This is a genomic window from Streptococcus sp. bf_0095, assembly GCF_004166885.1.
GTDB lineage: Bacteria > Bacillota > Bacilli > Lactobacillales > Streptococcaceae > Streptococcus.
This window is the reverse complement of the sequence record NZ_RCYU01000001.1, coordinates 160,354-179,173: the sequence shown is the minus strand read 5'-3', so window position 1 is coordinate 179,173 and position 18,820 is coordinate 160,354. Positions and strand designations below refer to the sequence as shown.

Annotated in this window: 17 protein-coding genes; all 17 read right to left on the bottom strand. The window is 43.4% G+C overall.

Features of this window, described 5'->3' with window-relative positions; all coding sequences use genetic code 11:
* Window position 1 precedes the first annotated feature (1 nt).
* The 17 genes from EAI95_RS00930 to EAI95_RS00840 all read right to left on the bottom strand — a co-directional run bounded on the left by EAI95_RS00930 (window position 2) and on the right by EAI95_RS00840 (window position 18,686).
* Complete coding sequence (locus EAI95_RS00930) at window positions 2-1,225, bottom strand: restriction endonuclease subunit S (protein WP_129821923.1); 1,224 nt, start codon at window positions 1,223-1,225, stop codon at window positions 2-4.
* Window positions 1,218-2,822: a class I SAM-dependent DNA methyltransferase gene (locus EAI95_RS00925; RefSeq protein ID WP_129821922.1), complete on the bottom strand. Its 1,605-nt coding sequence runs from the start codon at window positions 2,820-2,822 to the stop codon at window positions 1,218-1,220. Before EAI95_RS00925 ends, EAI95_RS00930 begins: the two co-directional genes overlap by 8 nt.
* A complete protein-coding gene (locus EAI95_RS00920; protein ID WP_129821921.1) occupies window positions 2,822-5,890 on the bottom strand; it encodes a DEAD/DEAH box helicase family protein in 3,069 nt (1,022 codons plus the stop codon). Before EAI95_RS00920 ends, EAI95_RS00925 begins: the two co-directional genes overlap by 1 nt.
* Before the next feature lie 196 nt (window positions 5,891-6,086).
* Entirely contained in the window at window positions 6,087-6,452 is a 366-nt protein-coding gene (locus EAI95_RS00915) for a TIGR02328 family protein (protein ID WP_129821920.1), read from the bottom strand.
* Window positions 6,453-6,830 (bottom strand): YbgA family protein, encoded by a 378-nt coding sequence (locus tag EAI95_RS00910; RefSeq protein ID WP_129821919.1) that lies wholly within the window; start codon window positions 6,828-6,830, stop codon window positions 6,453-6,455.
* A 393-nt stretch (window positions 6,831-7,223) separates the two neighbouring features.
* A complete protein-coding gene (locus tag EAI95_RS00905; RefSeq protein ID WP_129821918.1) occupies window positions 7,224-9,092 on the bottom strand; it encodes an ABC transporter ATP-binding protein in 1,869 nt (622 codons plus the stop codon).
* Complete coding sequence (locus EAI95_RS00900; RefSeq protein WP_129821917.1) at window positions 9,082-10,830, bottom strand: ABC transporter ATP-binding protein; 1,749 nt, start codon at window positions 10,828-10,830, stop codon at window positions 9,082-9,084. Before EAI95_RS00900 ends, EAI95_RS00905 begins: the two co-directional genes overlap by 11 nt.
* Window positions 10,831-11,115: 285 nt before the next feature.
* On the bottom strand, window positions 11,116-11,268 hold the full coding sequence (locus EAI95_RS00895; protein ID WP_023027043.1) for a hypothetical protein: 153 nt from the start codon (window positions 11,266-11,268) through the stop codon (window positions 11,116-11,118).
* A 265-nt stretch (window positions 11,269-11,533) separates the two neighbouring features.
* Window positions 11,534-12,679 carry an ABC transporter permease gene (locus EAI95_RS00885; protein WP_023027044.1) on the bottom strand — a complete coding sequence of 382 codons (1,146 nt, stop codon included), beginning with the start codon at window positions 12,677-12,679 and terminating at the stop codon, window positions 11,534-11,536.
* 3 nt (window positions 12,680-12,682) lie between these two features.
* The gene (locus EAI95_RS00880; RefSeq protein ID WP_023027045.1) at window positions 12,683-13,363 is read right to left on the bottom strand and encodes an ABC transporter ATP-binding protein; all 681 of its coding nucleotides are present in this window, start codon (window positions 13,361-13,363) and stop codon (window positions 12,683-12,685) included.
* Window positions 13,360-13,935, bottom strand: a complete 576-nt coding sequence (locus tag EAI95_RS00875; protein WP_023027046.1) for a TetR family transcriptional regulator — start codon at window positions 13,933-13,935, stop codon at window positions 13,360-13,362. The genes EAI95_RS00880 and EAI95_RS00875 overlap by 4 nt, the downstream gene beginning before the upstream one ends.
* A 150-nt stretch (window positions 13,936-14,085) precedes the next feature.
* Complete coding sequence (locus EAI95_RS00870; protein ID WP_129821916.1) at window positions 14,086-15,009, bottom strand: aldo/keto reductase; 924 nt, start codon at window positions 15,007-15,009, stop codon at window positions 14,086-14,088.
* 253 nt (window positions 15,010-15,262) lie between these two features.
* A complete protein-coding gene (locus tag EAI95_RS00860) occupies window positions 15,263-16,477 on the bottom strand; it encodes an ABC transporter permease (RefSeq protein ID WP_129821915.1) in 1,215 nt (404 codons plus the stop codon).
* Complete coding sequence (locus EAI95_RS00855) at window positions 16,474-17,367, bottom strand: ABC transporter ATP-binding protein (RefSeq protein WP_129821914.1); 894 nt, start codon at window positions 17,365-17,367, stop codon at window positions 16,474-16,476. The genes EAI95_RS00860 and EAI95_RS00855 overlap by 4 nt, the downstream gene beginning before the upstream one ends.
* An 11-nt stretch (window positions 17,368-17,378) precedes the next feature.
* Entirely contained in the window at window positions 17,379-18,152 is a 774-nt protein-coding gene (locus EAI95_RS00850) for a DUF3169 family protein (RefSeq protein ID WP_129821913.1), read from the bottom strand.
* 2 nt (window positions 18,153-18,154) lie between these two features.
* Window positions 18,155-18,364 (bottom strand): helix-turn-helix transcriptional regulator, encoded by a 210-nt coding sequence (locus EAI95_RS00845; protein ID WP_003002675.1) that lies wholly within the window; start codon window positions 18,362-18,364, stop codon window positions 18,155-18,157.
* Between the two features lie 13 nt (window positions 18,365-18,377).
* Complete coding sequence (locus tag EAI95_RS00840; protein WP_061455075.1) at window positions 18,378-18,686, bottom strand: hypothetical protein; 309 nt, start codon at window positions 18,684-18,686, stop codon at window positions 18,378-18,380.
* Window positions 18,687-18,820 lie beyond the last annotated feature (134 nt).

Here is an 18,820-nt window from a genome sequence, read left to right as displayed (position 1 = left end):
TTTATGCCTCTTTCCCCCACTCCACCTTCACCTGTCCATTCATCAGCATTGGCAAGAGCCAATCGCGCAGTTGGGTGAGTTGTTTATTCTCTTCGATTAAATTAAGTTGCTGTTTATCAATTACTTCTAATTTTTGATTAATCTCAAATAATAATTCCAACGGAATTGCAGGGACTACAATTTTGTTCATATTTTCTTGATTAATTTTCATTTGAATTGAACCTGTTTTAATTTTCATAACTGAAACATCCTTCAATAGCATCATAAGAAGTTTACAACTATGATTCTTAACTGGTTCTAGAACATGAGCGTGATTGTTTACCCAATTTTTCCCTGAAATACGTTGTAAAATAGGGGTTCCTGTCTCTGTCATTACAGAACCATCTTCAGCCATTAAAACATAATCTCCGTCAAAAATATAATCATTGACATAATCCATTATGCCAGTTGCACCATAATACGGTATTTTCCCTTTTACAAGCTCTCTATCATTACTAGATAATGGAACTCTTTTTGAGTCATGGCATATTGTAATATCCCCCAACTTCTCCACTCCCCACCCCTCTGGGATTTCGCGTTTGAGTTCTGGGTTATAGACCATCTTTCCGCCTGATGATTTGTAGGGTTTGCCATTCTGGTCTGGAAAATCAAACTGCACAAACCAGTAGTCATAGAGTGCCTTAGCCATGGCTTCCAACTCTTGGTTGATTTGGTTATTGGTTTGGATTTTTTGGTCAATATTATCTAATATTTTTGAAATTTTATTACAATCATCAGATATTTTTATCGGTAATTTCCCTATTGCTTCTTTGGTCAAAGCGTTTCTAGTTCCACCAACTTTAGATATCTGTAATAAGTACTTTTTCATGTATTGAAGATAATACATGACATATTTAGATTCCTCTGTATTCTTACATCGAATTATCGAAACATGTTGGTTTACTCTAGCTGGTAATATTTCTTCTGGAACAACTGTACATCTTGCAATAGAGTCACCAGTGATATTTAATAATATATCATTCTTTTCTACAATTACATTATTTAACTTTTCTGCTTGTTCATCATTTATGAAAGCCAAATTTTCTGTAGAAAAATCCATATCCAGAACATTTTGACTCCTGATAAAAGATATTCCACTATCAGAATAGACAGAATTCCCACCTCTCGGAGTTGATCCACTTCCAATTTTAGAAGTGATACTACTTAATGATTTCCACTCACTCATACTTGATCCCCTTCATTTGCTCTTCAATCTCCTGCTCCAATGCATGCGATTGCTGGAAGAGGTCTGAGAGTTTGTTTTGAAAGGCGGTCATCTTGGCTTCAAACTCTTCTGCTGTGATATCTACATAGTCGATTTTGATGTCAAAGTACTGACCTGCGCTGAGAGAGTAGTTTTTCTCCTTGATATCCTCATAAGAGACAGTAACAGAAAAATCTTCGACGGCTTCTTTCTTGATAAAGGTCTCGACGATCTTTTGCTCTTCCTCAGGAGACAGTACAGTCTTTTGGTTCTTGCCTTCCTTGACCTTGGTTCCGAGATTTGAAGCATCGATGAGGACGACATCACCCTTATTTTTCTTATCAATAAATAGGATAGAAACGTTGGTTCCTGTCGTCGCAAAAATATTGGACGGCATGGAAACAACACCTGCCAGCATTTGATTGTCCACTAAGTGTTGACGGATGGCCTTATCAATCCCTGACTGGGCAGTGATAAAGCCTGTCGGCAAGACAACAGCTGCTTTACCATCTGGTTTCAAGGAGTAGATGATATGCTGAACAAAGAGCTCATAGATAGCCATCTTGTCCTTAGACTTGGCTGGAACCTTTGGCACTCCTGCAAAGAATCGCTCGCTAGCTTCTGGCAAGATCTCCACTTGGTCACGCCACTCTGAAAAGTCCAGCTTGAAAGGAGGGTTCGACACGATATAGTCCATCTTTTCAGGATGACGATTCCGCAGAATGGTATTTCCTTCAACGATATTATGGATGGAGTGTTGCAATCCATTCAAAATCAGATTAAGACGGAGGAGATTAGAGGACTTTTGCGAGATATCCTGGCTATAGACTGTAGTTTTTTCCACACCAATACGACTAGCTAGATTCATAAGCAAGGTACCCGAACCTGCTGACGGATCATAGATACGCACGTTTGACGGTTGGTCATTTCCCACCAAGATATCCGCGATAATCTTAGCTACTGAGTGAGGTGTATAGTACTCAGCATAGGTCCCCCCACCATCTTTGTTGTAGTCCTTGATCATATACTCAAAGAGGGTAGAGAAAAAGTCAAAACCTTGTGAAAAAATAGCTTCATCAAACTTGACGCGTGCAAGAAGATTGATGATGGATTTGGCAACTTCGTTGCGCTTACTACTATCTGAGATGTTATCGGTAATCAGACGCTCCGTAAAGAGACGAACAGTTGTGTCTCCTTCTGTATGCACAGAGAAGATATCGTTATTGTCAATGGCGATTTGGTTGAGGGTATTTTCAAAAGTTTCGTAAAAAGTCGGCTCATTTTGCTGACGATGGAGGGTTTCGATCAACTGGTCTGGCTTGAGCCAAGCCGTGCTGGTACCGATATCCTCCAAGAGCCATTCGTAGTCTTCCTCACTCATAGCCAACAAGTTTTCATAGGTGTTGGACTCATCTAGGACCTTGGCTTGATACAAATATTTGTCATTTAAAAATTTGTAGAGGAAGGACTGGGTGAGGAGTTTGTACTCACCCGCTTCTCCTCCTAGTCCCGCATGAGTAAAGACAGCTTTCAAATCATCTACCAAGCCTTGGACTTGGACTTTGTATGTTTCATTCATTAGTGTTGGTATTCCTGTTCATATTCTTCAAATAAAGCTTCAACAAGATTGTTGAAGTCTTGTTTTGTCAACTTTTCGTTTCCAGCTGATTCTGTACTTTTCATCTCTTTGCGTGCTTGCTCACGAATCATTCGCTTTAAATATTCCTCATTATCTAGAATCCCTTGATTTTGACCGATTCTATGGTCTAATTTAACCTTAGAATCTTTGATAACATGGTAAATAGCTGGAAATTCACTGACCATAGTCGACTTGGTCACGTGTTTGTAGGAACGAGCCGCCATCTTATCTCCATTAAAGTTCATGGTTAGACGTCTCATACGAGTATGATAATCCTCCACGGACTTAAAGAGTTCTTCGTAGTCTTTTTGGGTTTCTTTGATATTCTCCATTGTATAGCCTTCTTGACCATAGATAAAATGTTTTTGCATGATACGTTGGAATTCTTCGTAGAGAGAGACCCACTCAGGATCCTTTTCATCACGCTGTTTTTTAATCCTACCAGCTACCCGATATCTCCAATCTTCTAGGTCATTGGCTGCTAGGCGAAGTTCTTCTTCTGCAATCTTAACAAAGCTAAAGCTAGTTTCAGACATGGCAAGATTTAAGAGTGTCCGACTTGAGAAATCATCTGGTTTATCTATCAGAGACAGTGTCAGCATCCGTCTAGAGAGGATATTGAGCAGGATTGCAATCTGAGCGATGTCAATCTGCTGGAGCAGGTGTTCGTAGCCAAGGAGCCGTGCGATATTGTAGTACTGCTTGATAGACTCCAAGGCCTTACGAAGATCGATTAACTGCTTCCTATCCTTGATATCGTTGATGGCTTGGGAGAAGTACTCTAGATTGTCCGTTGGATAGTCGATGAGGATATGCTCGGTCTTGCTCAACTCTTCAGAAATATCTTCTGCTGACACAAAGAGAGAGCCAAAAACATCCTCACCCTTTTCTCCTGTCAGAGTCACATCATACTCTTGATTGAGCTCTTCCAGATAGGCGCGGTTGGTCTTGTCAAACTCCTTGGAAATATCCGCAAAGTCGATGACATAGCCAAAGAGATAGTCCTTGTAGGGGCGATTGACACGGGTTAGAGTCTGTAAAAGATTGTGAGCCTTGATCTTGCGCCCTAGATAGAGGCGCTTGAGACGAGGGGCATCAAAACCTGTCAGGAGCATGGAATAGACGATGATAAGGTCAATCTTGCCTTCCTTGTAGGCGTCTACCTTATCTTTCTTCTCTTCCTTGTCACCCTCATCGTGAAGGATAAGAGCCGAAGTCAACTTGGTTGAACCAGCTTGACGACGTTCTTCCAATTGCTTTTCAAGCTCACGTGCCTGCTTGGACGAATCACAGACAATCATGCCACCAATAGTCTGATCATCAAAGACCAGATCACGCGCACGATTAAAGTCCTCGATGATAAAGTCCAACATAGGTTCTACGTAATGCGGATGGGCAAATATATCTTCCTTGGATAGGTCGCCACGTTGAATTTCTTCGTTGATAGATCTAAGATTATCTTTATACGAAGTCTCGATATCTTCTCGCATCAAGCGTAGGGTAAAGCCGTCATCGATAGACTGGTTGTAGTAATATTTGTGGATATAGTCCCCAAAGATATCACGCGTGGTCACATGACTTTCCTTGGTCTTGCCATCTTTCTTATAGGTGATCAATGGCGTTCCCGTCAAGGCAATCTTAATGGCCTTGGTATCTGCCTGATAGAGATTTGGCAGATAGGAACCTCGTTCATTGTAAGAACGGTGGGCTTCATCAATAAAGTAGATATTTTGACGATTGAGATCATAGCCAGATCGGTCTGTCAGATCCGAATCATCCTTGAATTTCTGAATATTGACCACAGCGACATCATAACCGTCTTGTTTTTGATTCAGTTCTTGTGGGTTATTGATGCGCTTAACCTTGAGGCCTCGTTTGGTGAATTCCTTAAAGGCCTGGTCTGCCAAGTCCAAACGATCGACGACGAAGTAAAACTGAGGAACGATTCCCTCTTTTGAGAAATAATTGGTCAGATAGCGGATATTAAAGAAAGCCAAGGCAGTCTTACCTGAACCTTGGGTATGCCAGATAACTCCCTTCTTAACACCTTTTGCGATCGTTTCTTCGATGGCACGTGTCGCAAAATACTGAGGATAGCGCATGACGTGCTTCTGCAACTGTATCTGACCATCCTTGCTTTCTTCTTCGACATAGACCAGACCAAAACGAAGCATAAAAAGCAGGCGTTCCTTCTGGCATAAAGAAGTCAGGAAAGCATTACATGGGGTATCAGAGTTTAGGTTTGTAGTAAACTCTGGCTGGGACTTGAGAGCAAAGCGATTCATGTCTTCTAGAACAAAGTCGATTTGCTCCTCGGTTAGTGTAGTAAGGGAATGAAGGAAATCTTCTTCTCTTTCTTCCTTGAAAGCATTAAATTTGGTTTTTGAATAGGCGTTTGAACCGTAATAAGAACCCTGTTTTTGCTGACCTTGTCCACTGATATAGGGCAAGTTATCAGAGAGGGCTATCAACTGGGTGATATTGTTAAAACGACGGAACTTACGGTTTTCAAAACGGTATCTGGTTCTGTCCTGCTCTGACTGTATCCCAGTCTTCCCATCACGGATAGCGTTGGGCTGTTTAACCTCGATATAAGAAAGAGGCAGACCATTGACAAAAATAACGATATCTGGGCGAAATTCATCCTGACCATTTTGGCAAGTAACTTCAAGGGCTAGATGGAAGGTGTTGGCTTCAGGATACTCCCAATCAATATAAATGGCATCTTCCTGACCTTGCAGACGTTTAAAGAAAGAACGTCCCAAGTCGTTTTGATCCAGTTCCAACTTGATATTGGCTAGTTCTCTCTCAAAGTCATCCTCTGTCAAGTAGTTGTTAAATTTTAAAAATTGCTCCTTAAAAACAGATACAAGAATGTTGGTATCTGGATCTCTTTCTGCAATCTCCTTCCCATTGCGTGGAAGATAGGTATAGCCCATACGCATGAGGTGCAGGGCTGCTGGGATTTGTACCCTGGTTAGTTCAGAAAAATCTTTTTGTCTTTTCATATCATCATCCTATTAAAGCTGTGCTACTCCGCTCTTTCAATCTCAAGTTCTGGAGTTGCTACTGCCTTCATCCGTCTATCCTTTTCCTGTGCATAATCTCCTATTATTATAGCATGTTTGGGAAAGAAATTAACGCTTTCAAAGCATTTTGTTGGTTTTTCGCGCAAAAAAACGAACCTGGTCTGGTTCGTTTTTCTTAGTCTAGTTGAATTCCCTTTTCTGCTAGATTCTCCAAGCATTCTTGGAGGTAAGTAGCTTGGTGCTCAGGATAGATGGGGGCACTCAAAGCTTCCTTTTCCAGTTCTGGATAGGCTGGGCAGGTCTTGCCTCGGTAGGTCGGATCCCACCACTCTTGGCTGACCTTGTATCCACGAATGGTCATCTCCTCCATGATCAAACGGTGATAGGCATAGAGGCGATAAGGCGAGTAGTCAAAGACATAGTTGACCGTCGCGTGCTTCTTGCCCCAGCCATTGCCCCTTAGGGCGCAGCATTCCCGGTGTTGGCCCAGGAGCTGGGGACGAGGGAGTTTGGGAATCAAGTCTTGGTGCCAGAGTCTCATCTATTGACCTCCTAGTAGCGTCGAATCTTGTAAATAGCGATTAGGATAGCGCTCAAGGAGATTTTGGATTCCCTTGATAAGATCCTCTTGGCGAGCTTGCCCATGCTGGTACTTCTCAAGTAGCAACATAAAGTCCGCCTTTTCCTCTGCAGTCGCCTGCTTTTTGAAATAACCCCAGATATGCTGAAAGGCATTGGAGACCTGGCCACGATTTTCCGGCAAGGCCAGAGCTTGCTGGATCAGGTCCTCGACGTGGCTGACCTCCACCTGGTCTTGCTTAAGGTATTCTCGGATCTCCTTGTAGATATTACTAGAACGACTCAGTACCAGGTATTTATTTTTCGCCCATAGGACTTGACAGTGATGTTTTTGATCCACTCTTGTCTCCTTTTGATCTTCTCTATGAATAGTCCCCCCATTATACCATGGAAATGAGTGAAGTCATAAAAAGAGAGTGGGACAGAAATCGGTAATTCGTTAGAATTCGATTTCGTCGTCCCACCTCCGCACAGTTGAGTAGGACTATAAAAGCTGATGAAATCAGCGTTGTAGAGCCCACTCAACCACTGCGTCTTGATCAACAATCCAAAGACAATTTAGAGGCTAGAACTTTTGTCCCAGCCTCACGGAAATTTTGAAACTACAGGTTCAAAACTAAGTCATGGAACTTCTTCGAAGTTCGCTGACGTCTGATCTCACCTAAGGAAAGTTTCAAAGACAACATTATCCATAAGCAAAAAGCCTGAGCCAACGCTCAGACTTTTTTTTGTGTTAATCAATTTCAAGACCACCGGTGTAGAGGCGGTAATAAGTCCCGCGTTCTGCCATCAAGGAAGCATGGTTGCCTCGCTCGATGATGCGTCCCTTGTCCATGACCATGATCACGTCCGAGTTGACAATGGTAGAGAGACGGTGGGCGATGACAAAGACGGTCCGTCCGGCCATCAGACGATCCATCCCCTCTTGAACCATCTTCTCTGTCCGTGAGTCAATCGAGGAGGTCGCTTCATCAAGGATCAAGACCGGCGCATTGGCCAAGGCAGCACGCGCAATGGCTATCAGCTGACGTTGACCGTTGGATAGACCAGCTCCATCATCGCTCAAGACAGTATCGTAGCCTTGGTCCAAATGTTTGACAAAGGAATCCACATTGGCAATGCGAGCTGCTTCCAGGATTTCCTCCCGGGTCGCATCTGATCGACCATAGGCGATATTTTCTGCGATCGTTCCAGTGAAGAGGTGGGTATCCTGCAAGACAATCCCTAGCGAACGACGGAGCGAAGCCTTCTCGATCAGCTTCACATCGATACCATCATAGGTGATAGATCCTGATTGAATATCGTAGAAACGGTTGATCAAGTTGGTAATGGTGGTCTTCCCTGCTCCTGTCGCGCCGACAAAGGCCACCTTTTGCCCCTTGTCCGCATAGAGGTTGATATCGTAGAGGATTTGGTTCTTATCATTGTAAGAGAAGTCTACATTGTTAAAGACGACATTTCCGACCAGCTTGACCAGTTCATAGTCTCCATTTTCCCGCGGGTGTTTCCAAGCCCAGAGGTTGGTCTTCTTATCAGTGATGACCATGCGACCATCGACCTCTTCATAGTTGACCAAGGTCACTTTCCCTTCATCCACTTCGACTTCTTCATCCAAGAGATCAAAGATCCGATCTGCCCCAGCTAGAGCCATGAGGACAAAGTTCAACTGTTGCGATACTTGAGTGATAGGCCCGTTGAAGGAACGGTTGAGCTGGAGGAAGGCCATGAGGCCACCAATGGTGAGGCCACTGATCCCATTCAAGGCGAAGATCCCTCCGACCAATGAGGTCAAGACGAAGGAGACATTTCCCAGGTTCCCCAAGATTGGCATCAGGACATTTGCATAGCGGTTGGCCTGATAAGAAGATTCAAAGAGTTGGTCATTGATCCGCTCAAAGGCTTCAATACTCTCTTCTTCGTGGACAAAGGCCTTGACTACCTTTTGACCAGCCATCATCTCTTCGATAAAGCCATTTTCAATCCCTAGGTTCTTTTGCTGATCAGCGAAATAGCGACCAGACTTGCCTGAGATATCCTTGATGACATAGGCCATGACGCCGACCATCGAAAGAACAAGAAGGAAAAGGAGAGGACTGATCATAAGCATGCTGACTGCTACACCGATGATCGTGATGGCAGACTGCAAGAGCTGCGGGATAGACTGCTCGATCGCTTGGCGAAGGGCGTCGATGTCATTGGTATAGATAGACATGATATCCCCGTGCTGGTGGGTATCAAAGTACTTCACAGGGAGCTTCTGCATACGGGCAAAGAGCTGGTTCCGCAGAGAGCGCAATGTATCCTGAGATACTGTCGCCATAATGAGGGAGAAGCCATAGTTGGCCAAAACACCCAAAATACCGACTACTGCCAGCATCATCAAGAAGCTGAGGAGAGGACCAAAGTCCTTGCTACCACTATCTAACATAGGTTGGATGTATTGGTCCACCAAGGCCCGGATAGAGGAGGTAATATAGACCGTAGAGAGGGAGGCTGCCACAATGAGGATAGCCGCTAGTAGGAGAACAAACTTATATTGTTTCCACATATAGTCTAGCAAGCGTACGAGAGAGCCCCAGCTAGCTTTTTTCTTATTCTTCATCTGCTTGTCCTCCTTTCCCTTGGGTTTGCATGTCATAGACTTCACGGTAGATGGCATTGGTCTCAATCAAGTCGTGGTGAGTACCAATCGCATCGATCTTCCCATCATTCATGACCACGATTCGGTCTGCATCTTGGATAGAAGAGATCCGTTGGCCAATGATGATCTTAGTTGTGTCTTTAAGACTGGTAGCCAATCCTTGACGGATCAGGCTATCGGTCTTAGTATCGACAGCCGAGGTCGAATCATCCAAGATCAAAATCTTTGGATTCATCAAGAGAGCGCGGGCGATACAGAGACGTTGACGCTGACCACCTGACACATTGGCTCCACCACGTTCGATCATGGTATCATAGCCATCCTTAAAGTTCTGGATAAATTCATCCGCTTGAGCAATCTTACAAGCTTCCATGATTTCTTCATCCGTCGCATCCTTATTCCCCCAGCGCATATTTTCCTTGATGGTACCAGAGAAGAGGACATTGGTTTGAAGCACCATGGCTACTTGCTTGCGCAAATGATCCAAATCATAGTTTCGCACATCCTGACCAGCGACCTTGACGCTACCTGACTCCACATCATAGAGACGAGGGATGAGCTGGACCAGACTAGACTTACCGGAACCAGTCCCCCCAAGGATCCCGATCACTTCACCCGAGCGAATGCTGAGGTTGATATCGGACAAGACATGGGCCTTGTCGCCATTTTCATCCGTGTAGGCGAAGTCCACATGGTCAAAGGTAATAGAACCATCTGCTACTTCTGTCAGACCGTTCTCCGGAGAGACGATGGTTGACTCTGTCCCAAGGACTTCATTGATCCGCTCTACAGATGCCATAGAGATCGAGAGCATAACGAAGATCATCATAAACATCATGAGGGACATAAGGATGGTCATGACATAGGCAAACATAGACGTCAGCTCACCAGTGGTAAAGCTTCCACCCACGATGAGTTGTGCCCCGATCCAAGAGATCAAGATAAAGGAAGCATACAAGGAGAGCATCATGGCTGGACTACTCAAAATCACGATGCGAATAGCCTTCATGAACATGTTGTAGATCAAGCGAGAAGCTTTCTTAAACTTGACAGTCTCTTCTTCTTCCTTGACATAGGACTTGACCACGCGCATGTTGGTGATGTTTTCCTGGATGCTATTGTTCAAGTTATCATAGGCATCAAAGACCTTGGTAAAGAGTGGATAGACGATCTTAGTAATCACACCCAAGACCAGACCCAAGAAGAGGGTAATCCCTACAAAGATACTAGCCATCTGCGGATTGATCAAGTAGCTAGCAGCAATAGCAAAGATCAGATTGAGCGGTGCGCGCACACAGATCCGGATCACCATCTGATAGGAGTTCTGCACATTGGTCACATCCGTCATCATCCGGGTTACCAGACCACCTGAGGAGAAACTATCGATGTTTTCAAAGGAAAAGGTTTGGATCTTCTTGAAGATTGCCTTCCGTAGATTCTTAGCAAAGCCAGCTGAAGCAAAAGCCCCGTAGCGAGCCGACTGTATTCCACAGAAAAGAGAGAGAAAGGCGAAGACCAACATGAGGAGACCATAGGTCAGAACAGTGGTCATATCCCCCTTCTGAACCCCCTTGTCCAGAAGCGTCGCCATAATGAATGGAATAGAAATCTCAAACATGACCTCAAACACCATATAGAGTGAGGCTAGAATAGAGGGTTTCTTGTATTCCTTGATTTCAGCAATCAATGACTGAAGCATAGTTACCTCCTAAAAATACTAGTTAGTAAAGTTTTCTTTAGCAAGTCATCCATTTCCGAACAAAGAAACAGTCCTTCGTTCTGAAAGGATTGCGCCTGCAAAAGAAAGCTATAGAAAGAGAAAGCGCCCTGACAGCGTTACTGTAGGGACGACTTTCATTATTCATACTATTTAGTATAGAGGAATATAGGAGAAAAATCAAACATTTAGGTATCATCACTAAAGAATATTCCGATTTGGTCAACTTGAAGGCCAGTTAGGCCGAGTTCTATTTAAACCGTATTCCTACTCACTCGTACTGAGGGACACCAAGCTCAAGTTCGCAGCCCCAATACCAACCACAAACTGCAGAAGGATTCCCACAGAGATAAAGGACCATTTGTTGCGCCAGATTAAGTAAAAGGCCCCCTTCAGATCCTGCCAGTAGCTCCGTTTCATGCTGTCTCCCTTTTATTTCTATTATTTCCCTTAGAATAGCGGAAAAGCCTCTCTCTGTCAATGAGTTTCACAAGAAAAGAGAGTGGGACAGAAATCGGTCATTCGTTAGAATTCGATTTCGTCGTCCCACCTCCGCACAGTTGAGTAGGGCTGTAAAAGCTGATGAAATCAGCGTAGTAGAGCCCACTCAACCACTGCGTCTTGCTCGACAACCCAAAGACAATTGAGAGGCTAGGACTTTTGTCCCAGCCTCTTTCTATTTATTTTATTCAGCTAAGATCACTTCTTTGATGGTTTGTTTTTGGAGTTTTCTGTTGGAGAGATAAAAGAGGCTTTCATAAATCACCGCAAATCCGATCAACGCCCAAAAGCACACGTTCCCATCAAAGTTGTGCTCAATCTTTTCAGGAACCGTGTCTTTGATCACACCAATCAAAATTTCCATGATGCCGTATTGATAAGCCGTCCCAAGAAGGAATCCTAGATAGGCCCAGAAACGATAGGGAGCGAGAATATGACTTTGGCATTCACGATCGGTGTAGCCAAAAGCCTTCATCAAGGCCAAGGTTTCACAACTTTCTGAGATCACAATCCCCAATGACAAAAAGAGAATAGAGAAAGAAAGGATCAAGCCAATCATAATCATCATAGCTTGGATGATGTCATCTGTGTAGTCCCTTAGTCCAAAGGACAATTGAACCATGGCCGCGAAACACATGGAGCCAAAGACTACAAAAAACAAGATCGATTTTCTACCCCACATCAGCGACGAAGACAACTCTTTTAGGAAGGATTTCTCTTTCTTAGGAGCCCTCTTTCTCCTTTTGACCTTGATCGGTGTTGGAGATTTTTTCAATAAGCGAAGGGCCGGCGTTTGTAGTTGTCTTCTAGCATAGCCAACCGCAAGAACCATAAAGAAAAGCATTGGCAGTATTACCAAAGCAACTAAGAGTTGCCAATGAAAATGAATGGTAATTTCTGGTAAAATCCCCTTCTCGTTGCGGAAGTCATAAAAATGTCCCATCATGAGAAAGGAAGTGAAATAGCCAAGAAGCGCTCCAACTCCAAAACTGAGTCCAAAGGCCCAAAATCGTTTAGCCAACTGGCCATTGCTATAACCCAAGGCCTTTAAAATTCCTAATTGTTCCTTGTGGTCATCGACAAATTGTTTAATATAAAAGCACATGAGAAGGATCGACGTCAAGGACAAGACGACTCCACTGACCATGGCCACCATCCAAGATAGCGAAACTTGGGCATCATAGTAGGTCGTAATCATCGGATTGGTTTTAGAAATCTCCAACTGCTCGATATCCAGATAAAAATTCAAGAAGAGATTGGCCACAAAGACCGCACAAGCCCCAATAATACTGACGACAACTAATTTTCGAATATCTTTTACTGAAAACATAGCTTACCATCCAATCTCATAGGCAGTCTGAGGCTGATCGTTGGTCACCACTTCAGTAATCTTGCCACTATTGACACGAATGATGGTTCTCGCCATATCCGCAATATTTTGGTTGTGCGTCACCATGATTAGAGTAAATCCTAGCTTTTCCTTCAACTTCCAGATATAGTCAAGAATCTTGCGCCCTGTTTCTTCATCGAGAGCTCCCGTCGGCTCATCTAAGAAAAGAATCTCTGGCTTTTTGGCCAAGGCCCGAGCAATAGACACTCTTTGCTGTTCCCCACCAGACAATTCACTCGGATACTTGTCCAGCTTATCGCCAAGTCCCAAATCCTCGATGATCTGCAAAAAATCATGATTGCTCGCCAGGTCAGCTCCCATCTTAACATTCTGTCTAACCGTCAGATTAGGCAATAAATAATATTGCTGGAAAATAAAGGCTATCTTCTCACGTCTAAAGGCTGTCAATTGAGCATCCGTGAGTTGCGATAAATCCTGTCCTTGGATGAGGATATGCCCCTCATCTACCTTTTCTAATCCGGATAATACGTTTAAGAGAGTTGACTTGCCCGATCCAGAAGGACCTAGGATCACCACATCATCCTGGTCTTGAATCTGCAAATCAATCCCTTTTAAGACCTTTGTTTGGCCGTAACTTTTGTGAACATTTTCTAGTTGAATCATTTCTTTCCTACCATTTCTTTGATGAGAGATTGACAAACTTCTGTCAATAAACCAATCACTTCTTCCATGCTGAACTGATAAATACCAGAAGCAACCATAGAGGCCATCCCGTGTGAGTAGATAAATAGATGCTGGTACAAGCGACTAGCCTCCTCTAACGTCAACGTATAGTCTGCGACAATCGAATCCAGAACCAATTGGTAACTATGATCCTTCAAGGGAAGAAAATCTTGAAAGCGACCAATCGGATCTTTGCTAGGATTTTGGAAAAGCAACTGAAAGAGTTGGGGCTCTTTTGAGGCGAATAGGATATAAGCAATCCCGACAGAACGGAAAGGCTTCTCATCTTCTAAAGCCTTTCGTATATACTCCACTACTACCATTTCCGCAGCAACAACAACCTCTGCTTGTAACTCAGACATATTAGCAAATTGCCCAAAAATGACCCTTGGCGTGGCTCCCAGTTTCTCTGCTAATGCTCGAGCCGTCAAACTAGCCAGGCCCTCTTCTCTCACCAATTGTAAAGCTGTCCCAATCATAGTCTCTTTACTAAATTTAACCTTGGGTGGCATAAGACTCCTTTCGCGCAACGTTTGTTGCGCAACGTTTGTTTCCTAAAATAGTACCATAATAAAGAAAGAATTGTCAAGAAAAATCTATAAAGTAAAAGACAAAAAACCAGCCCACTAATACAAGTGAGGGCTGGTCTACTAATAACTATTCTAAGGCAAATCATTTCCTGCAGCCAGGTAGACTTGGTACCATTCCTTGCGAGTCAAGGTGACTTCTGCTGCTTTCCCTGCTTCAAGGACATGCTGGGGTTTGGTCGTTCCGATGACGGCCTGCATCTTCCCTGGATAGCGGAGGACCCAAGCAAGGGCGATTGCTGTCGGAGTGACCTGATATTTCTTCGCCAAGTCATTAAGGACATGATTGAGAGCCGCAAACTCTTCCTTACCGACAAAATTCCCCTTGAAATAGCCATGCTGAAGGACAGACCAGGCTTGGATCACCGTATCTGTTAAGCGACAATACTCAAAAACACTGCCATCTCGCACGGCTGCTTTTGGCCCTTCCATATTGACATGAAAACCAGCTTCAAAGCTCGGTGTAAAGGCGGCACTCAACTGCAACTGGTTGACCTTGAGAGGCTGTTTGACAGCCGTTTTGAGCAATTCCATCATCATAGGATTTTGATTGGACACCCCAAAATGACGGACCTTGCCCGCTTGCTCCAAGTGATCAAAAGCTGCTGCTACTTCTTCAGGCTCCATGAGAGCATCCGGTCTGTGAAGGAGAAGACTATCTAAGCGCTCGATCTGCAGGCGCTCGAGGATGCCATCGACGGAGTGCAAAATATAGTCCTTAGAAAAATCAAAATAGGTAAAGCCGTCTTTGCGAATGCCACACTTGGACTGGATCCACATCTGATCCCGAAGATCCGGACGGCGCGTGAGAACCTTACCCAGCAGGACCTCACACTGGCCATCGCCATAGATATCCGCTAGGTCAAAAGTGTTGATCCCAATTGACAGGGCAGCCTCCACCAAGGCCTCCACCTCATCTTCACTCATCTGACTGATCCGCATCATCCCAAGGACAATCGTGGATAGACGCTCATTTTCAGCAAACTCAATATAGTTCATGTCCGCCTCCTTTTCATTCTACTTTCATTATAAAGTAATCAGGACCAAACAGCAATGATTTCACAAAGCAAAGAGACTGGGACAAAAAGTCCTAGCCTCTCAATTGTCTTTGGATTGTCGAGCAAGACGCAGTGGTTGAGTGGGCTCTACTACGCTGATTTCATCAGCTTTTATAGCCCTACTCAACTGTGCGGAGGTGGGACGACGAAATCGAATTCTAACGAATTACCGATTTCTGTCCCACTCTCCTCTTTTAGCGATAGCTTAAAGCTTTTTTAACTGTTTTTACCAAACCTAGATCATCTGTTTGTAAGATGAGGCTAGAATAGATTTTTCCAATGATCATGGTGCCGAGGAGCGTGAAGGTCAAGGCAATTCCGAATGAACCCCATGATTCAAGTCCACTTGCATAGCCATTAATAGTACGGAATGGCATGAAGAAAGTTGAAATGAATGGAATGTAGGATCCAATCTTCAATAGAGGGACATCTCCTGCGCTACCCAAGGCAGTCACTCCAAAGAATCCAACCATCACTAACATCATCAGAGGAGAGAGGGCCTTTCCTGTATCTTCTGGACGAGCAACTGTTGAGCCTAGGAAAGCTGAAAGAACAACGTACATGAATATTCCGAGAATGATAAAGAAGAAGGTGTTCAAGGAAATAGATTGTCCAATATGTTGAGTGATAGGAGAGTCTGGAGATAAAATATCTTTTACAAGAGGAATGGAATCTCTAAACATCCAAACGCCTCCCAAGCCGACTGCATAGATACCAATATGGGTAAAAATTACTCCAAAAAGACCAATCATGCGAGCATAGAAATAGTGAGTTGCACGAATGCTTGAGAAGACCACTTCCATGATCTTGGTTCCTTTTTCACTAGCTACCTCTTGAGCAGTGATACTTGAATAAAAGATCAGAATCATGTAGAGAAGAAAACCGATTCCTCCAGCTACCATGGTTTGCACCATTTTTAGCCCTTCTTTCTTCTCATCAATTTTTTCAGTCAATGAGACCTGTTGCGAAAGAGCTGTTAACTGCTCTTGGCTTAAGTCCGCCTTAGAAACATTGAGCATTTGTTGGACCTGACTCAATTTAGCCATAAGGACTGATTTGAAATCTGGCTTCATGGCATCCTCACTCTGGTAGCGAGCCTCTAGCTGGCCATCCTTTTCTTCAACTGTGAGGATTCCCTTGATTTCTTCCTCTTTCATGGCCTTCTTAGCTGCTGCTTCATCCTTATAGTCAAAGGTCAAGCCATCAGTTCCTTTCAAGCCTTCCTTGACAGGAGCTTGATCTGTAATCAAGGCAATGTTGCTTTTCGCAGAGGTAGAAGAACCAACGAAGTAGTTCAATCCAATCGTCAATCCAATGAAGAGAAAGGGAGAAAGAACCATCAGGAAAAAACTCCATGATTTCACTTGGCGTAAATAAGTTTCTTTGATAACAATCAGCATCTGTTTCATACTTCTACTCCTGATTCTAGTTTAAAGATTTCATCAATGGTTGGGGCTTGTTGGTCAAAGGTTGCAATATAGCGACCCTTGGTCAACTGATCAAAGAGGTCTGGACCTGCTGTTTCATCATCCAATACCAACTTCCAAAGGCCTTGCTTGGTCATGGTCACCTTGGTCACGTGAGGCAACACTTCCAACTCCTCTTTACTGAAGTCATTGGATACGAAGAGACGAGTCTTCCCGAAGCTATTGCGAACTTCTTGTACGGGACCTGAGAGAATCACAGATCCATCACGAATCATGACCAACTCATCACAGAGTTCTTCCACATTGGTCATGACGTGGTCAGAGAAGATAATGGTCGCACCACGCTCTTTTTCTTCAAAAATGACCTGCTTGAGCACTTCTGTATTGACAGGATCCAGTCCACTAAACGGCTCATCCAAGATGATCAATTTTGGTTCATGGATCATGGTAATGATCAATTGAACCTTTTGCTGATTCCCTTTTGAAAGGCTCTTAATCTTATCGGTTAATTTCCCTTTTACTTGGAGCTTTTCCATCCAAATTGGAAGCTTCTCCTTGACCTCAGCAGTTGACATTCCTTTGAGATTAGCAAGGTAACGGACTTGCTCGTAGATAGTCAACTTAGGCATGAGGCTCCGCTCTTCTGGCAGGTAGCCGATTTCCTTATAGGTTTCTTGACTGATTGCTTGGCCATCCAATTGGATATCGCCACTGTAATCAAGGAAGCGGAGGATACTATGGAAGATGGTGGTCTTCCCTGCTCCGTTCTTCCCGATCAAACCTAAGATGGATCCTTTTTTCGCAGTCAAGTCAATCCCGAACAAGACTTGCTTCTTGCCAAAACTCTTTTCTAAATTTCTGATTTCTAACATAGAAAACTCCTCTACTCTTTATAGTAACGTTTGGTAATCTTGTACTGAGAGACCAAGATATAGACATAAATCAGTGATACAACTACTAATGCTAACAAGATATCTGTCTGGAATGTAATCCCAACTAAGAATATCGCCATTAAGGAAATCGGTAAGACATAATTGCTTAACTTGAAAACAATGTCGAAGTTCTCCTCGTAGCAAATTTGTTTTTCTGCTTCATCCATCATACTCATTATTAATTCACGGACTTCTGCTCCGCTAGAATTGCGAGGAATCGCTTTTCCATAAATCTGTTTAAACGTCTTCCGAAACTGATGTTCCAATCCAAAAGTAAGGAGAAGCAAACCGAGGAAAATAAGCGGGATGGTGTATTTTCCAAGGATACCTGTCAGTTTTTCTTCATAGACTAGTTTTTGGCAAGAGAAGAAAATTACTAGTAGATAGGGAACAATCATGACGCCTTTAAAAATCGTAGCCAAGTCATAGATCCTTCTCGTTTGGCTTTCATAACGGTAGGCTTCGTCTTCATCTTCTGCCTCCTCCATCATCTGATAAGACTGGCGGGACGAGAAGAGATAAGTAGACGCAATCCCGAAAATCACCAGATATAAAATGATTGACCCTATATAGAGCATATCTCGATCAAATAACTTTTGGAATTCAATAGGATGATCAGCACCAAAATATCCTGTCAAAAAGCCGATGATGACACCTAATAGGATCATGGCTACATTTCTCCAAAAACGAAAACGGGCTGACCTCTCTTTTAACTTCTTTTTCACTTTTATTCCTCTCCCTCTACTAGACTAAAAACATTCTCCACCGGTTCCTTGAAAATCTGGGCGATGGTGATAGCAATGATAACCGAAGGGGTGTATTCCCCTCGCTCCAAGAGACTGATGGACTGGCGCGAGACCCCTGCTAGCTTAGCTAGCTCGGATTGGTTGAGCCCATCACGCGCCCTCAGCTCTTTCAGTCGATTTTTTAAGATCATGGCTTTCGCCCCCTTATAGTTGAATACCTTGAATATCTTCGATGCGAACTAATTTTGTCTCTCTTTGTTGTTTATTATTCACACGAGTCAGTTTGACCCAATCTTCGTCGATATCCAAAATTTCATACTCGAACCCAACACCACTCACTGTAACAGTGGCCGTTTGGCCTTTCAATTCTTCTAAAATTCTAGACATGTCTTGATTTCCTTTCACTTGTTTTTCTAATCGTCTAATGCGTTTGTTCAACCTTTTAATCTTCTTTTCTGAGCTCGCATAAACCATAATCAGAAAAGGGATAAAAAGAATCCATATGGCTCCCATAAGAAACCTCCCCTTCTTTCAACTAAAATCATTGTAACACTTCTTTTTCTTTTTGACAAGTATATTTGTCAAAAAATAAAAATATTTGTCAAAAATAGAAAGATGGTTGACATGGATATTTTGAGTCCTTAAAG

Bases quoted from the DNA above. Each gene is read 5' to 3' on its own strand.
- EAI95_RS00930 (WP_129821923.1), bottom strand. From the start codon at position 1,225: ATGAGTGAGTGGAAATCATTAAGTAGTATCACTTCTAAAATTGGAAGT.
- EAI95_RS00925 (WP_129821922.1), bottom strand. From the start codon at position 2,822: ATGAATGAAACATACAAAGTCCAAGTCCAAGGCTTGGTAGATGATTTG.
- EAI95_RS00920 (WP_129821921.1), bottom strand. From the start codon at position 5,890: ATGAAAAGACAAAAAGATTTTTCTGAACTAACCAGGGTACAAATCCCA.
- EAI95_RS00915 (WP_129821920.1), bottom strand. From the start codon at position 6,452: ATGAGACTCTGGCACCAAGACTTGATTCCCAAACTCCCTCGTCCCCAG.
- EAI95_RS00905 (WP_129821918.1), bottom strand. From the start codon at position 9,092: ATGAAGAATAAGAAAAAAGCTAGCTGGGGCTCTCTCGTACGCTTGCTA.
- EAI95_RS00900 (WP_129821917.1), bottom strand. From the start codon at position 10,830: ATGCTTCAGTCATTGATTGCTGAAATCAAGGAATACAAGAAACCCTCT.
- EAI95_RS00895 (WP_023027043.1), bottom strand. From the start codon at position 11,268: ATGAAACGGAGCTACTGGCAGGATCTGAAGGGGGCCTTTTACTTAATC.
- EAI95_RS00885 (WP_023027044.1), bottom strand. From the start codon at position 12,679: ATGTTTTCAGTAAAAGATATTCGAAAATTAGTTGTCGTCAGTATTATT.
- EAI95_RS00880 (WP_023027045.1), bottom strand. From the start codon at position 13,363: ATGATTCAACTAGAAAATGTTCACAAAAGTTACGGCCAAACAAAGGTC.
- EAI95_RS00875 (WP_023027046.1), bottom strand. From the start codon at position 13,935: ATGCCACCCAAGGTTAAATTTAGTAAAGAGACTATGATTGGGACAGCT.
- EAI95_RS00870 (WP_129821916.1), bottom strand. From the start codon at position 15,009: ATGAACTATATTGAGTTTGCTGAAAATGAGCGTCTATCCACGATTGTC.
- EAI95_RS00860 (WP_129821915.1), bottom strand. From the start codon at position 16,477: ATGAAACAGATGCTGATTGTTATCAAAGAAACTTATTTACGCCAAGTG.
- EAI95_RS00855 (WP_129821914.1), bottom strand. From the start codon at position 17,367: ATGTTAGAAATCAGAAATTTAGAAAAGAGTTTTGGCAAGAAGCAAGTC.
- EAI95_RS00845 (WP_003002675.1), bottom strand. From the start codon at position 18,364: ATGATCTTAAAAAATCGACTGAAAGAGCTGAGGGCGCGTGATGGGCTC.
- EAI95_RS00840 (WP_061455075.1), bottom strand. From the start codon at position 18,686: ATGGGAGCCATATGGATTCTTTTTATCCCTTTTCTGATTATGGTTTAT.